At 35.0% G+C, this 14,602-nt stretch carries 12 protein-coding genes and 1 other RNA gene; 12 read left to right on the plus strand and 1 reads right to left on the minus strand.

The features are described 5' to 3' along the window. The first annotated feature begins 25 nt into the window (after positions 1 to 25). Positions 26 to 172, plus strand: coding sequence for a hypothetical protein (locus tag CDZ92_RS19870; RefSeq protein ID WP_176483722.1), 147 nt, complete (start codon positions 26 to 28; stop codon positions 170 to 172). Between the two features lie 44 nt (positions 173 to 216). Here CDZ92_RS19870 and CDZ92_RS05805 read toward each other — a convergent pair whose 3' ends face one another. Continuing rightward, entirely contained in the window at positions 217 to 687 is a 471-nt protein-coding gene (locus tag CDZ92_RS05805) for an Hsp20/alpha crystallin family protein (RefSeq protein ID WP_096154310.1), read from the minus strand. Positions 688 to 1,065: 378 nt separating this feature from the next. On the opposite strand from CDZ92_RS05805, the gene CDZ92_RS05810 reads away from it, so the two are divergent. The 11 genes from CDZ92_RS05810 to CDZ92_RS05860 all read left to right on the plus strand — a co-directional run bounded on the left by CDZ92_RS05810 (position 1,066) and on the right by CDZ92_RS05860 (position 14,349). Beyond that, positions 1,066 to 2,931, plus strand: a complete 1,866-nt coding sequence (locus CDZ92_RS05810) for a lysylphosphatidylglycerol synthase domain-containing protein (RefSeq protein WP_096154311.1) — start codon at positions 1,066 to 1,068, stop codon at positions 2,929 to 2,931. 87 nt (positions 2,932 to 3,018) lie between these two features. Further along, entirely contained in the window at positions 3,019 to 4,272 is a 1,254-nt protein-coding gene (locus tag CDZ92_RS05815) for a diguanylate cyclase domain-containing protein (protein WP_096154312.1), read from the plus strand. A gap of 146 nt (positions 4,273 to 4,418) precedes the next feature. After that, the gene (locus tag CDZ92_RS05820) at positions 4,419 to 6,707 is read left to right on the plus strand and encodes a DEAD/DEAH box helicase (protein ID WP_096154313.1); all 2,289 of its coding nucleotides are present in this window, start codon (positions 4,419 to 4,421) and stop codon (positions 6,705 to 6,707) included. Continuing rightward, complete coding sequence (locus CDZ92_RS05825) at positions 6,707 to 7,957, plus strand: ribonuclease H-like domain-containing protein (RefSeq protein ID WP_096154314.1); 1,251 nt, start codon at positions 6,707 to 6,709, stop codon at positions 7,955 to 7,957. Before CDZ92_RS05820 ends, CDZ92_RS05825 begins: the two co-directional genes overlap by 1 nt. Positions 7,958 to 8,281: 324 nt before the next feature. Further along, positions 8,282 to 8,716 carry a spore coat protein gene (locus CDZ92_RS05830; RefSeq protein WP_303621590.1) on the plus strand — a complete coding sequence of 145 codons (435 nt, stop codon included), beginning with the start codon at positions 8,282 to 8,284 and terminating at the stop codon, positions 8,714 to 8,716. Positions 8,717 to 8,813: 97 nt separating this feature from the next. After that, on the plus strand, positions 8,814 to 9,383 hold the full coding sequence (locus CDZ92_RS05835) for an SLOG family protein (RefSeq protein ID WP_096154315.1): 570 nt from the start codon (positions 8,814 to 8,816) through the stop codon (positions 9,381 to 9,383). 177 nt (positions 9,384 to 9,560) lie between these two features. Continuing rightward, a complete protein-coding gene (gene gpsB, locus CDZ92_RS05840) occupies positions 9,561 to 9,863 on the plus strand; it encodes a cell division regulator GpsB (protein WP_096154316.1) in 303 nt (100 codons plus the stop codon). Between the two features lie 70 nt (positions 9,864 to 9,933). Then, an RNA gene (gene rnpB / locus CDZ92_RS05845) (RNase P RNA component class B) lies at positions 9,934 to 10,320 on the plus strand. Positions 10,321 to 10,696: 376 nt separating this feature from the next. Further along, a complete protein-coding gene (locus CDZ92_RS05850; RefSeq protein ID WP_096154317.1) occupies positions 10,697 to 11,839 on the plus strand; it encodes a THUMP domain-containing class I SAM-dependent RNA methyltransferase in 1,143 nt (380 codons plus the stop codon). Between the two features lie 286 nt (positions 11,840 to 12,125). Continuing rightward, on the plus strand, positions 12,126 to 12,308 hold the full coding sequence (locus tag CDZ92_RS05855; protein ID WP_096154318.1) for a hypothetical protein: 183 nt from the start codon (positions 12,126 to 12,128) through the stop codon (positions 12,306 to 12,308). A 127-nt stretch (positions 12,309 to 12,435) separates the two neighbouring features. Then, positions 12,436 to 14,349 carry an ATP-dependent DNA helicase gene (locus tag CDZ92_RS05860; protein WP_096156928.1) on the plus strand — a complete coding sequence of 638 codons (1,914 nt, stop codon included), beginning with the start codon at positions 12,436 to 12,438 and terminating at the stop codon, positions 14,347 to 14,349. Positions 14,350 to 14,602: the final 253 nt, after the last annotated feature.

The following is a 14,602-nucleotide window of genomic DNA, read 5'->3' on the forward strand; positions in this document are numbered from 1 at the left end:
ACCAAACCAATAAGAGGTGACAAGCATGACAACCCGCAATGATAATAGAGAAAGAAAAAATAAATATCCAAATAATCGCCAAGACACAGAACTTGCGAAAGAATATGACATACAAAAAGACACTACTCCAGAAGAAAACCCGAAATACGGATCCAAGAACCATAAAAATTAAAGAAAAAAAGGATGTGAATGGCTAAGACCATTTTACATCCTTTTTTAATCTTCAATTTTAAACTGCTTCTTTACTTTTTTAGGAATGATAATTTCTAATAATCCATCCTTATATGTTGCTTTTAAAGAATGGGATTTTACATAAGGTGGCAATGGAATAGTACGTGTAGAATGTTGGGCTGAAAAGCTTTTAAACGAACTATTCAGATTGCTGTTACTTCCCTCCGATTGTTCCACATTTTTAACGGAGATCGTTAAATACTTATCAAATGTTTCTATCGTAATTTGGTCTTTAGCTACACCAGGCATCTTACTAATAACATACATCTCATTAGACGTTTCATACGTTTCCACTGAAAAGGAAGTACTTGCGATTGCACTTTGGAAAAATCCGTCCACTTGTTCCACAATTCCTTTAAGAGGCGAATGTTGAAAAAAGTCATCAATAGAGCGCAGTACATTGTTAAAAGCTGGATCTGTTGGTTCTTTTCGTTTCATCTCATTCTTTTTATCCATACATAAACACCTGCTTTCTTACCTAATCCTCCATCCATTATAAGTATATGTTTGGTAGGCTAGGCAATGTGACAACGTTTTTTGGTTTCTAGTTTTCATTTTTTGGGAATAAAGGAAAGTGAATCAATTTCATAATTACGGTTCGTTTAATGAAAAACGAATATTTTAGTGATATACAAAAATAATATGTTCGTTTATTAAGGTGTATAAATACAGTATACGATACTATTATTCGTTTTTCGTTTAGTAGTCGTACATTATGAAACGGATTCAAGTAAGAAATAAATATTTTAATGTATAAAAATACAATGGTAAGCACGTGAAAAATATGGTATTTTTGGAATAGTTATATAGCTTACATGGTAAAGGAAGCTAAACATGTTAAAAAATACTTATTTGTTAAACGTATTAAAGGTTATTCTTCCTATAACTGTACTAGTTTTTGTATATGTTGAAGGAAAAAAACAATTTTATAATATAGATTTTGAACTAGTTACCTCTAAAATACAGGATATTGGAATTTTCTCCTTTTTTTACATCCTTTTTTTAGGGTGTTTTGCTGTTTCCTCCATGTACTTTTATGATGTATACATTACAAAAAAATTGTCCATAAAGCCTAATCAATTGTTTGGTAAGTCGTTTAGCTTTAATACATACGCCAATTTCCTAGGCTTCGGAGGCTTTGCTGGTGTTGGATTAAGATCATTTTTTTATCAAAAAGGAATGGAAAAGAAAAAATTATTAAAATGGGTAACGGTAATTCTTCCATATATGATTATATTTCCGTCCATTATTGCATGGTTCGTTTTATGGAGTGAGTGGAAGAATCCTATCATCATTGAAAGTTACCCGTTTATGAAAATACCACTACTAATCATGTGTTTGTATGGGCCGTTTGTATTGTTTTTAGGTTCATTCTCCTTTCAGTTAAAGATAAGGGAGCAACTAAACTTAATTGGTGTTTCGTTTATAGAATGGATCTTAGCCTTTATCCTTTTTCTACAAGTTGCCTACATGCTTGGGATTGATGTGAACATTTACTATTTATTTATACTGTATTTCTTTGCGGTAGTTGTAGGGTTATTAAGTACGGTACCTGGTGGAGTAGGAGCTTTCGATTTCATATTATTGTTCGGTTTAGCTTCGTTACAAGTTACGGAAGAGAAAATTGTTGCCCTTCTTCTTTTATACCGAATAGTTTATTATGTTGTGCCTTTTATTATTAGTACGTTTTTACTCGTATTTTTTATACAAAAAGAAAATATGTGGAGTCGTATTATCCCAAATAAACAGACATTGTCCTTTTTGTCTCACCGGATTTCGACTTTTGGCGTTCTTATAGTAGGGGTTCTATTACTACTTTTTCCAGTAGTGCCAACGATTATCTATCGATTAAGATGGGCAAATGAGATTTTATCGATGCAGATGATGCAAGTATCCTTACAGATTTCTATTGCAATAGGAATTACTTTATTATTTTTAGCGAGGTCCATCTATGATCAAACGAAAAGAGCATACTACTTTACACTTTTCGTTTTAGTTGTTGGAGCATTTTTAAGTTTATCTAAAGGTTTTCACATAGGAGACTTTATTTTATTACTTATAGCATTGCTACTTCTAATAACGGCAAGAAGTCAATTTTATCGAATAAATACAGTCTATACACCGGAAAAAGCGATTATTGATAGCATTATTATAGGTTTTATATCACTTTGTTACGTATTTGTAGGAACCATTCAAATACCATATATTAAAAAATATGTACCAAGAATGCTGCAAGACTTGTTCTCATTAGATCAGCAGGCGCTATTAAATAACCTGACACTAGGTATCATCATCTCCATTATCATTGTGTATTTCGGGTTGTTTTGGAGAAAAAAACAAGCTGGTGCGCCATTGTTTGTAGTGTCTACCGAAAAGAAAAGAAAGCTTTTTCCAAAGAAAGAATTATATTTCTATAAGGATAAAAAAGGATATATTTATTATCAAAAGTGGATGGATAAAGTAATAATATTATCACCGTCTAGGCTAGATGTAGAAACATTAATAGTTTTTGCGAAAAAAGCGGATCAATTCGGTTATATTCCTATATTAGTTAATGTTTCAAATGATTTAGTGACTACGCTAAATAATAATGACTACTACTTTATTCATAGAAAAAACACATACGCTTTTCCAAAGATGATTTTACCTATTTGGGCAAAGTTATCCATTGTATGGTTAGAAAGAAATATGGAGAATTAATAGAGCTAAAATTTGCACCGTAAATTGTATATCGTTTAAAATTATATATAAGAATACTTTTAAATTTAGTGGACAGGTTGCGACGACATGAATAATAGATTAGTTCAGCATGATTTATTAGATATAAAAGAAGAATTAGAATTTATTTGGGAAAATACGTCTGACGCTATTTTTGTCTTAAATGAACATGGAGCGATTATAAAGGCAAACCCGTTTGTTGAAAAATTGTTTGGATGGTCAGAGGTTGAGCTATTAACAGAACAAATTCCGCCGTTTATTCCAGACAAATCGTTAATAAGTCAACGGAATTTTATTGAGCGCATAAAAAGCGAACGAACAATTAAAGATGTTTACCGTATGAGAACGAAAAGAAATGGTGAACAAATTGAAGTTCTCGCATCATATGAGTTAGTTACATATAAAGATAGAAACGTGATTGTTGCAACTTATAAAGATGTTAGCGATTTAAAAGAAAGTGAACAAAGGTTTAAATCGTTATTTATGAACAACCCTGATGGAATTTGGTCTATTGATTTAGATGGAATTATAAATAGTGTAAACCCAGCTCTTGAGAAGCAACTGGGCTTCAAAGAAGAAGAGATAGTTGGCTCTCATTATAGCGAAATGAACGTTTGGAAAGATGAGAACGATTTTCAAAAAAATGCAGAACATCTTAATGCTACATTATCGGGGCAAACACAAGAATACGAGATTACTTTAACAAAGAAAGACACTCAAGAAGTGCAACTAGTAGTTAAAACAATCCCTATAACAGTAAGAGGGAAAATAGTCGGCCTATACGGAATTAATAAGGATATTACAAAGCAAAAACAATTAGAAAAAGAATTGGAAAGACTCGCATATACAGATAGTCTTACAGGACTACCTAATCGCAGAGCTGTTACAAATCTTATAGAAGAATCTTTAAATAATTCTAAAAAGATAGGCTTATTGTTTTTAGATATTGATGACTTTAAACAAATAAATGATAAATTAGGTCATGATGCAGGAGACCAGTTACTTATCCAATTTACAGATCGCGTGGAAAATATCGTTTTAACGTGTGGTCTTTTTGGAAGGTTAAGTGGGGATGAGTTTGTTGTTATCATTCAAAACCTTGAAAAAAGGGAACAAGCAGTTGAATTGGCCAAAAAAATACTACATGTGCTGATCCAACCTTTCCACTTAAGCGGAAAAGAAGTTCATATTTCGTCAAGTATCGGCATCGCATATTCTCCAGAACACGGCAAAAATAAAACAACTCTCTTAAAAAGTGCAGACAACGCATTGTACAGAGCAAAAGAACAAGGTAAAAACACACTGTATGTGTTCCAATCATAATGGATTATAAAGATACTACACACCGATGTAGTGTCTTTTTTTGTTCTATTATAAACTCAAGAATTTTATTCCATTATATATTACTTTACGAACAGAACGTTTATTCGCTAAAATAGAATATAACAATACCTGAGGTGGCGAAAACAATGTTTGGTAAAAAATCAGTGAGACAAATAATGGACTGGATGAAACAAGAGCCTAACATTTCATCGAATATAGTAAGGTGGGAAAAGATTCCCGCAAAAGAGGCAAAGTCTCTGCCGTTTCCTACTAACATGGACGAACGATTAAAATCCGCCTTTGAACAAAAGGGAATCTCTGCGCTTTATACACATCAGCATGAAGCTTTCGTAGCGGCTAAAGCCGGTAAACATTTCGTTGCAGTAACCCCAACTGCTTCTGGTAAAACGTTATGCTACAACTTACCAGTGCTTCAAAAAATACTAGAAGAAAAAGAAAGTAGAGCGTTATATTTATTCCCTACAAAAGCACTTGCACAAGATCAAAAAAGTGAGATAAATGAAATTATTGAAAAACTCGGAGTTCCCATAAACAGTTATACATATGACGGAGATACATCACCCAACATACGTCAACGAGTGAGAAAAGCAGGACATGTCGTCATCACAAATCCAGACATGTTACACTCTGGTATTTTGCCTCACCATACAAAATGGGTTTCCCTGTTCGAAAACTTACAATATGTTGTAATAGATGAACTACATACTTACCGTGGAGTGTTTGGAAGTCATGTGGCAAATGTAATACGTCGTTTGAAACGAATATGTAATTTTTATGGAAGTAATCCCACGTTCATTTGTACTTCTGCAACGATTGCCAACCCTAAAGAACTGGCAGAACAACTAACCGGGGAATCATTCCATCTCATTAATAAAAACGGTGCACCTTCTAGTACAAAACATTTCATATTTTATAACCCACCAATAGTGAATAAGCCGTTAAACATTAGGAGAAGTGCTACTCTAGAAGTACGTAACCTTGCAAGTGAATTTTTAAAACAAAAAATACAAACGATAGTGTTTGCCAAAAGTAGAGTAAGAGTAGAAATTCTATTAACTTACTTGCAAGAACTAGTAAAAAAAGATCTTGGCACTAAATCGATAAGAGGATATCGCGGCGGATATTTGCCTACGCAGCGAAGAGAAATAGAAAAAGGATTACGTAATGGGGAAATATACGGAGTTGTAAGTACGAATGCCTTAGAACTAGGTGTCGATATTGGTCAATTACAAGTGTGTATTATGACAGGGTATCCTGGGACCATTGCTAGTGCTTGGCAGCAAGCAGGACGAGCTGGAAGAAGACAAGGGGAAGCTGTAATCATTATGGTAGCAAGCTCAAATCCGTTAGACCAATATGTTATCCAGCACCCAGATTTCTTTTTAAAAAACAACCCAGAAACGGCAAGAATAAATCCAAACAATTTAATAATTTTAGTAGACCATATAAAATGTGCCGCATACGAGCTCCCATTTAAACAAGGGGAAACGTTTGACGGAGTAGAGTTAGATGATGTACTCGAATACTTAACAGAGGAACGTGTGTTACATGAAAATAATGGGAAATGGTACTGGATGAATGACGCATTTCCTGCTCATAACATTAGCCTGCGCTCCGCTTCGCAAGAAAATGTCATCATCATTGACCAAACAAACGCACCTGCCAATAAAGTAATTGGAGAAATGGATCGCTTTAGTGCGATGACACTTTTACATGATGAGGCAATTTATTTACATCAAGGAACTCAATTTCAAGTAGAAAAACTAGACTGGGAAGAGAAAAAAGCGTTTGTACGAGAAGTGAATGTTGATTATTTCACGGATGCAAATTTAGCAGTACAGCTTGATGTTTTAGAAGTAGATAAAAACAAGCAACTTCAACAAATAAATCTCTCTTATGGAGACGTTTCAGTAAGAGCGATGGCAACCATTTTTAAGAAGATTAAATTCGATACCCATGAAAACATCGGATCAGGACCAATACATCTACCAGAGGAAGAACTCCATACGAATGGGGCATGGCTGCAATTTTCTGATGAGCTTATTGCAACGTATTCAGGTGATGAACTTGAGAAGGTATTACTAGCAATTTCTCACGCGTTAAAGCATGTGGCACCATTAAGGTTAATGTGCGATCCATCAGACGTCCATGTTGTACCACAAATACGCTCCACTCATGACGAAAAACCAGTGATCTACCTTTATGATCGTTATCCAGGTGGAGTAGGTCTTAGTGAAAAAGCATATGAAGATCTTGAAAGTTTACTTACTTCATCTTTAGAACTCATCGAATCTTGTCCTTGTGAATCTGGTTGTCCATCTTGTGTAGGTGGAGAAGATGAAACAATGCATATGAAAACGGATAGTTTAATGTTGTTAAAATCGGTTGTATATCAATTAAAGGGTGTTAAGTAATGAAGTTAAAAAACAAACTAAACCGACTAAAAACTCATATGAAGCATGAGTCTGTTCCTGTAGAATCGACTGTGAAGGAAGTAAATAAACAGCCCGAACAGATAGATATTCCCTACAAAGAGCAGTGGCAAGAATTTCAAACAAGAGTATATAACTATGAAGAGCAACATTGCTTAATAAGAGAAGTTGAATATCCGTTAGAATACAAACATGGGAACTACAAGCTAGGTGAATTAGTTCATATAGTAGAAAAATGGAATCAATCAGTAAATGAACATCCTTTATCAAGTAAGGGACACTTAGCAACTGACCTATTTTTCTTTGATACAGAGACAACTGGATTAAGTGGTGGAGCGGGTACGACTATATTTCTCTTGGGCTATGCAAAAATAGAGAAGGATAAAGTGGTAGTTAGGCAACATTTCTTACCACAGCCTGGAAATGAAATTGCCTTGTATCAATCGTTTTTGGAAAAAGTAGACTACACAACGCTCGTAACTTACAACGGGAAAGCTTTTGATTGGCCTCAAGTAAAAACTCGTCACACACTAATTAAAGAACATGTTCCGAAATTACCATCATTCGGTCACTTTGACTTATTGCATGCATCCAGAAGATTTTGGAAAAATGAGCTAGAAGCAGTACGATTATCTATAGTGGAAAAAGAAAAATTGGCAATCTATCGGGAACATGATACACCTGGATTTTTAGCTCCGATGCTTTATTTTGATTTTTTAAAAACACAAAATCCAGAAGGTATAAAAGGAATACTCATCCATAATGAAATAGATGTGTTGTCTCTTATCAACCTATACATTCACTTGTCCAATTTATTATTAACCGAAGCTGAAACAATGACAAAGGAAGAGAAATACGAAGTTGCGAGATGGTTTGATTCATTAGGGGATAAAGAAACGGCAGCATCTGTTTATGAAGAAGTAAAAGATGAGTCTTGGAAAGCATGCTTTAAGCTTGGGTTATTAAAGAAAAAAAACAAAGAAATGGACCTAGCAGAGTCATATTTCACACAGGCATTCCATGATAATTTAAATGACAGAAAATATGAAGCTGGCATTGAGCTTGCAAAACACTATGAGCATACTCATAAAAACATGGAAAAAGCATTAGATTATTCGTATCAATCTTTAGATCTTTGCAAAGAGATTAACGATCCATTCAAGTCAGAGAAACTTGTGAAAGATATAGAAAAGAGAATACAACGACTGTTGAAGAAAAAACAAGGTAAATAGTACTACAAATTTCCACTAATAGTTCGTTGCAACAGTTCTTCTAAAAATGTAAAATTAATATTTGGAAAGAGAAGAAAACAGATATTTTATTTTTGGGAGAGAAGAAAGTTGTCTAGGTTGATTTTATGTCTTTTTTTCATCATGATTGGCTTAACAGTATTTATTTTAAGTAACATTAAAGACTCTATTTACACAACTCTTTAGTAGGCAAAAGTTTATCTATATGAAAAATAGGTGTTTGTATTAGTACATGTATACCCCTTTCAACATAGTTTGTTAATGTAAAGAAAAACAAATTACAAATTTTGAAGGGAGAAAGAAAATATGCATATGCATCACTGTAGACCTAATGTAACAGCACCTATCGTTCATCCTACTAAATGTTGTGTGAAAAACTTATACTCTGTGACGGAAGTTCCTCACATTCATCCATCACACACAACTTATGTAAACAACCAAATGTACCAACATAAGCACTATCACCCACACACTGATTCTGTAGTAAACAACGTACAACAACAACACTTTAACGCAGGACCAGGATTTCCTCAAGGAATGGGACCAGGAATGGTAGCAGGTGCTCAGTCAGGACCAGGATTCGGACCAGGAATGGGCGGACCAGGATTCGGACCAGGAATGGGCGGACCAGGATATGGACCAGGGCCAGGTATGGTAGCAGGTGCTCAAACGAACATGCCAGGTATGGTAGCAGGCGCTCAAACAGGTATGCCTGGTTGGGGTAAAGGTTGTAACAGATAATTGACACAATCCGATAAAAAATGTAATGATAAAAGGACTGGTCTAAAAGGCCAGTTCTTTTTTTTTCATTACGAAAATATAATGGGAAGGGATAACGATGAAAGTCTTAACTCTTACTGGATATAAAGCACAAGAACTTCAAATATTTAAACAAGACAATCCAGCAGTAGATGTGATCAAATTAGCAATAAAAAGAAGGCTGGTAAACTTATTAGAAGAACATGAAGAATTAGAGTGGATATTAATTAGTGGCCAACTTGGCGTTGAACTTTGGGGAGCTGAAGTAGTATTCGACTTACAAGAAGATTGGCCACAGCTGAAATTAGCTGTCATCACTCCTTTTTTGGAACAAGAAGAAAGTTGGAATGAGACGAATAAAGAGTATTATGAATTTATTCTTTCACAAGCAGACTACGTTGATTCTGTGACAAAAAAGAAATACGAAAATCCAAACCAGTTCCGGCTAAAAAATCAATTTCTTATACAAAAATCGAATGGTTTACTAGTTGTTTACGACGAAGAGAAGACGGGTAATCCAAAATACATAGTGGATTTAGCTAAACAAAAGCAAAGTTTCACAAACCAAACCTTCCAAATTATTTATATTGATTTTTATGAGTTGCAATTAATTATGGAAGAGATAAATGAACAAAAACAACAGTATTGAATTTGAAATTGGTTCACTTACCTTACTAATTTATAGTAAACTAATTGTATTAATCGTTTTTCTTACTATAGTCATATTTTATGAAATTCACTCGACTGTCAAAGTAAATTGACAAGTTGAACATTTTTTGAAAAAATATAAGAAGAAAATATTGGTTAAGTGATAGAGGTGAAGAAGATGCTTTCAGATAAAATTAAACTAACTGCAAAAGAAATTTTAGAACAAGAATTTAAAACGGCGATGCGTGGTTATAAACAAGAAGATGTTGATAAATTTTTAGATCAAATTATTAAAGATTATGAAACGTTTCATCAAGAATATGAAATTCTACAACAAGAAAATGCAAAACTAAAGAAACAATTAGAAGATACGTCAAAAAAACCAGTGGCAAGTGCCAATTCTGGTTCTACTAACTTTGATATTCTACGTAGATTATCTAATTTAGAAAAACATGTTTTCGGTAGTAAACTTTACGAATAATTTTTTTACAAAAACTTACAGTTGAAATTTGAACTAATTTTTATTATACTAAGTAACGTTGACATCAATAATAGTCGGGTAATCGCTACGGTTTACGCCGTAGAGGAAAGTCCATGCTCGCACAGGCTGCGATGCCTGTAGTGTTCGTGCCTAGCGAATTCATAAGCTAGGGTAGCTTGGTTTAGACGAGGCTAACGGCAGGGAAAGCACCTAAGTCCAATCGGATATGGTGTTAATACCTTGAAAGTGCCACAGTGACGTAGTCCAATCAGAAATGATTGGAGTGGAACGAGGTAAACCCCTCGAGCGAGAAACCCAAATAATGGTAGGGGCATCTTCTCTAAGGAATTGAACGATGAGAAGAACAGATCTCTAGAATCTGTAGACAGATGATTACCACCGGAGTACGAGGTGCAATCCGCTTGTAGTACGACGGTACAGAACATGGCTTACAGACTGTTATTGGATGGAATGTCACATTTTATCTTTTCAAATGATGAGCTCTCCTTTTATAGGGGAGCTTTTGTCATACGTTTAAAAATATATTTCTTTCCCTTTATTCTCAAATTGTTTTCCTGTAATATTGTAATCGGAATATGTGGAATAATAAGGTTGTGTTAAAGCTTAGTGTTGATATTTAATACTTACCTGTTGATTTCCGTGCAAGGCTGAGACTCCTGCGGGAGAAGCGGGGAGCGGGAGACCCCACAGGCGCTTGCGCCGAGGAGGCTCCCGGCCCGCCCGCGGAAAGCGAGGCCTTGCACGGAAATCATCAGCAACCCTTAACACAGCCGACAATAAAAGTATCTATACATAAGTTAGGGTGTTTTTAAATGGGTAAATATAAGATTATAGCAACTGCGGCAATGGGATTAGAGTCGCTAGTTGGACAAGAAGTGAAAAATTTAGGTTATGATTGTACGGTTGACAACAGTAAAGTTATTTTTGAAGGAGACGAGCTTGCTATTGCAAGAGCGAACCTTTGGTTACGTACTGCAGATCGAATTAAAATTCAAGTAGCTCAATTTAAAGCAACAACGTTCGATCAATTATTTGAAGGTACAAAAGCAATTAGATGGGGAGATTTTCTACCAAAAGATGCTGAGTTTCCTGTAATAGGTAAGTCGGTTAAATCTCAGTTAGCAAGTGTACCTGATTGCCAAGGTATCGTTAAAAAAGCGATTGTAGATAAAATGAAGCAAACGTACAATATCCAATCAGCTTGGTTAGAAGAAAGTGGATCGATGTATAGAGTAGAAGTGGCTATTTTAAAAGATGTCGTTACTCTTACATTAGATGCAAGTGGGTCTGGCCTTCATAAACGAGGTTATCGAGTTGGACAGGGTGGAGCACCTATAAAAGAAACATTAGCAGCAGCACTAGTTCTATTAACGAATTGGCGAGCAGACAAACCATTTGTTGATCCGTTTTGTGGTTCAGGTACTATTCCTATTGAAGCTGCTTTAATTGGGCAAAATATTGCACCTGGGTTTAATCGAGATTTCGCTTCGGAAGAATGGGCTTGGATGAATAAAGAGATATGGGATAAAGCTCGACAAGAAGTAGAAGATGTTGCAAATTATGATCAAGAATTAGACATTGCTGGATATGATATAGACCATAGAATGATCCAAATTGCTAAAGACAATGCGTTTGAAGCTGGTTTAGGTGAACTCATTGACTTTAAACAAATGCAAGTCCGTGATTTTACAACGAAAAAAGAATTTGGAGTTATCGTTGGAAATCCTCCTTATGGTGAACGATTAGGGGACCAACCGGCTGTGGAGCATATGTATAGAGAGATGGGAGAAGCATTCCGTCCGTTTGATACATGGTCCGTTTACATGTTAACTTCGCATGAAGGCTTCGAAGAACTTTACGGAAAACAAGCAACGAAAAAAAGAAAGCTATTCAACGGCTTTATCAAAACAGATTATTATCAATACTGGGGCAAAAGACCGCCTAAAACGAACTAACACCGAACTTGTTTCGGTGTTTTTTTTACGTTCTTTTTGGCTTTTTAGTTAGTATTTTTGTTCTTTATTAAATATGTTTCACTATAAGGAATGTAATGTATTTTTTTCGTTTACTGTTTATTTAATTGTACAACCTTTAACTATACTTTTTTATGTATACGTACAACGTTTACATTCCAAACTAACGATGAACATCGATATGCGTTCGGAAGTATAAATGAATTCATATCTTCATACAATATCTTTAAAGTAGATAATTGAACATTTTATAGGAGGAAAGCAAGTTATGGGGTTAAATGGTCAAGATTTAATGAGGATTTCGAAAGCTTTAGAGAATAGCTATAATAGATTGAAAGAGGAATTTTCTAATGAGACTGATGCAATGAAAGTATTAGAAGGAGCAAAAAATCAATATAGAAGCGCGTTGAAATATGCTTCTTCTAGAACAGAAATTAAAGTTAGAAATTAAAATGAATGAAGCAGGAAAGCGAGCGCTGTATAGCGAAATTACATAGTTGGACGAATTCACTTGACAAATGGCTATTTTTTTTCAATAATGGTCAGATGTCTAAATAATATTCGGAGGTCTATGTATGATGAATCGCCTTCCTTTTCCAATGAAAAAAGGGGATAACTTTTTCGATAAATTAAACGAGTGGATTGGAGATGTTTTTTATGACATTCTACCTGAAGCTGGTTTTGAATTAAGAGATGAACAAATTTATATGGCGTTTCAATTAGAGCGAGCATATAAAGAGAAATCAATTATGTTTGCCGAAGCGGGTGTTGGGACAGGCAAAACAATTGTTTACTTGTTATATGCTATTTGTTATGCGCGTTACATAGGCAAGCCTGCTATTATTGCATGTGCGGACGAGTCGTTAATTGAACAGCTAGTAAAAGCGGAAGGTGACATCGCCAAGATCTCTAAAGTTCTTGATGTTACGATTGATGCGAGATTAGCAAAGTCACCTGATCAATATGTTTGCTTAAACAAATTAGATAAAGCAATGAGCTTTGAAAATAATGAGAAAATAAATAATGTGTATGATACATTGCCGGACTTTGTAGGCAAGTATGAGGCCATGCAGTCTTTTCATCATTATGGCGATCGAAAAGATTATCCATCCTTAACGGATGAAGAGTGGAATACAATTGGCTGGGATAGTTTTCAAGATTGTTTTACTTGTGAAAAGCGACACCGTTGCGGACAAACTTTATCAAGAGATTTTTATAGAAAATCAACAGATATTATTATTTGTTCACATGATTTCTATATGGAGCATGTTTGGACGAAAGAGAAGCGCAAGAGGGAAGGGCAGTTGCCGTTACTTCCAGAAGCATCTAGCGTTGTGTTTGACGAAGGGCATTTATTAGAATATGCAGCACAAAAAGCTTTAACTTATAAAATTAAAAACCGTACAGTGGAAGAGTTACTTACTCGCTTGTTAGGAAACGACCTTCGCGAGGAATTTTCCCTGACAGTTGAAGAAGCAATTGAAGCAAGTGATGCCTTTTTCAGTTTGTTAGAGAAAAACACATCTAAGGTTGACGGGTCTAATCGTATGAGATTTAGCCTATCAGCAAGTGTATTAGAAAGTGCTAACTATTTGTTTAAAAAAGTAGAGCAAATTGGAATAGAGCTAGTATACGAGGGCGAGCTGCACACAATTGATCATTATCAACTTCATATAGTGGAAGAGTATTTAGATAATATAGAGTTTTTATTAAAACTTTTACTATCAAAAGAAGATGTAATTTTCTGGGCAGAACAAACAGTAGAAGACACTACGTTAGTTGTTATGCCTAAGACGGTTGAAACGGTATTGAAAGAAAATGTTTTTAATAAAGAAATTCCATTTGTATTCTCATCTGCAACTCTAGCGGAAGATAATTCTTTTGATTTCCTAGCAAAAAGCTTAGGTATTCAAAAATACACGTCGTTTACGATAGCATCTCCATTTGACTATGATGAAAAAATGAAAATCTATATACAAACGGCTGCTAGTAACGAACAAAAATATGAGGCATGTAAAAAAGCTATTGTGCGAACGGAAGGACGAGCATTGCTGTTGTTTTCATCACGAGAAGAACTGCAATGGTTTAAAGAAAATAACTCGAATTTATCGTCGTACAAGTTCTTATATGAGGGTGAAGCAGAGATTAGCCAGTTAGTATCTACTTTCCAACAAGAAGAAGCGACGGTTTTATGTGCCTATCACTTGTGGGAAGGGTTAGACATACCAGGTACTTCTTTAAGTAACGTTATTATTTGGTCATTGCCATACCCGCCAAATGATCCAGTTTTTGAGGCAAAGAGAAAAGGTTTAAATGATGCTTTAAACGAACTGGATGTACCTTATATGGTTTTACGATTACGTCAAGGTATCGGCAGACTAATAAGAACTTCCGAAGACGAAGGTGAAATTACAATCTTCATCTCTGACAAAGAACAAAAACAAGTAGTAGACAAAGTAATCTCCATACTACCAACTAAAGTGGAAAGTTAATAATAGTATTTTCTTTTGTTTTTAATACTTGTGAAGTTGATGATAGCACGAGGCGCGAGACTCCTGCGGGAGAAGTGTGTCAAGGGAGACCCCACAGGCGCCATGCGCCGAGGAGGCTCCAGAGACCACCCGCGGAAAGCGAGTGACTCGTGCTATCATCAACAGTTAGTAGCGCATATTTTGCTCAAAACCATAAGAAAAGCATGTTGTCTCTATGAGATTCTATGCTTTTTTTATATTAATAGCATATTTC

Origin of the sequence: Bacillus sp. FJAT-45066 (assembly GCF_002335755.1) — a bacterium.
Classification (GTDB): Bacteria; Bacillota; Bacilli; order Bacillales; family Bacillaceae_I; genus Bacillus_CD; species Bacillus_CD alkalisoli.

Excerpts from the sequence above, each read along its gene's own strand:
- CDZ92_RS19870 (WP_176483722.1), top strand. The coding sequence starts at position 26 with ATGACAACCCGCAATGATAATAGAGAAAGAAAAAATAAATATCCAAAT.
- CDZ92_RS05805 (WP_096154310.1), bottom strand. The coding sequence starts at position 687 with ATGGATAAAAAGAATGAGATGAAACGAAAAGAACCAACAGATCCAGCT.
- CDZ92_RS05810 (WP_096154311.1), top strand. The coding sequence starts at position 1,066 with ATGTTAAAAAATACTTATTTGTTAAACGTATTAAAGGTTATTCTTCCT.
- CDZ92_RS05815 (WP_096154312.1), top strand. The coding sequence starts at position 3,019 with ATGAATAATAGATTAGTTCAGCATGATTTATTAGATATAAAAGAAGAA.
- CDZ92_RS05820 (WP_096154313.1), top strand. The coding sequence starts at position 4,419 with ATGTTTGGTAAAAAATCAGTGAGACAAATAATGGACTGGATGAAACAA.
- CDZ92_RS05825 (WP_096154314.1), top strand. The coding sequence starts at position 6,707 with ATGAAGTTAAAAAACAAACTAAACCGACTAAAAACTCATATGAAGCAT.
- CDZ92_RS05830 (WP_303621590.1), top strand. The coding sequence starts at position 8,282 with ATGCATATGCATCACTGTAGACCTAATGTAACAGCACCTATCGTTCAT.
- CDZ92_RS05835 (WP_096154315.1), top strand. The coding sequence starts at position 8,814 with ATGAAAGTCTTAACTCTTACTGGATATAAAGCACAAGAACTTCAAATA.
- gpsB (WP_096154316.1), top strand. The coding sequence starts at position 9,561 with ATGCTTTCAGATAAAATTAAACTAACTGCAAAAGAAATTTTAGAACAA.
- CDZ92_RS05850 (WP_096154317.1), top strand. The coding sequence starts at position 10,697 with ATGGGTAAATATAAGATTATAGCAACTGCGGCAATGGGATTAGAGTCG.
- CDZ92_RS05855 (WP_096154318.1), top strand. The coding sequence starts at position 12,126 with ATGGGGTTAAATGGTCAAGATTTAATGAGGATTTCGAAAGCTTTAGAG.
- CDZ92_RS05860 (WP_096156928.1), top strand. The coding sequence starts at position 12,436 with ATGAATCGCCTTCCTTTTCCAATGAAAAAAGGGGATAACTTTTTCGAT.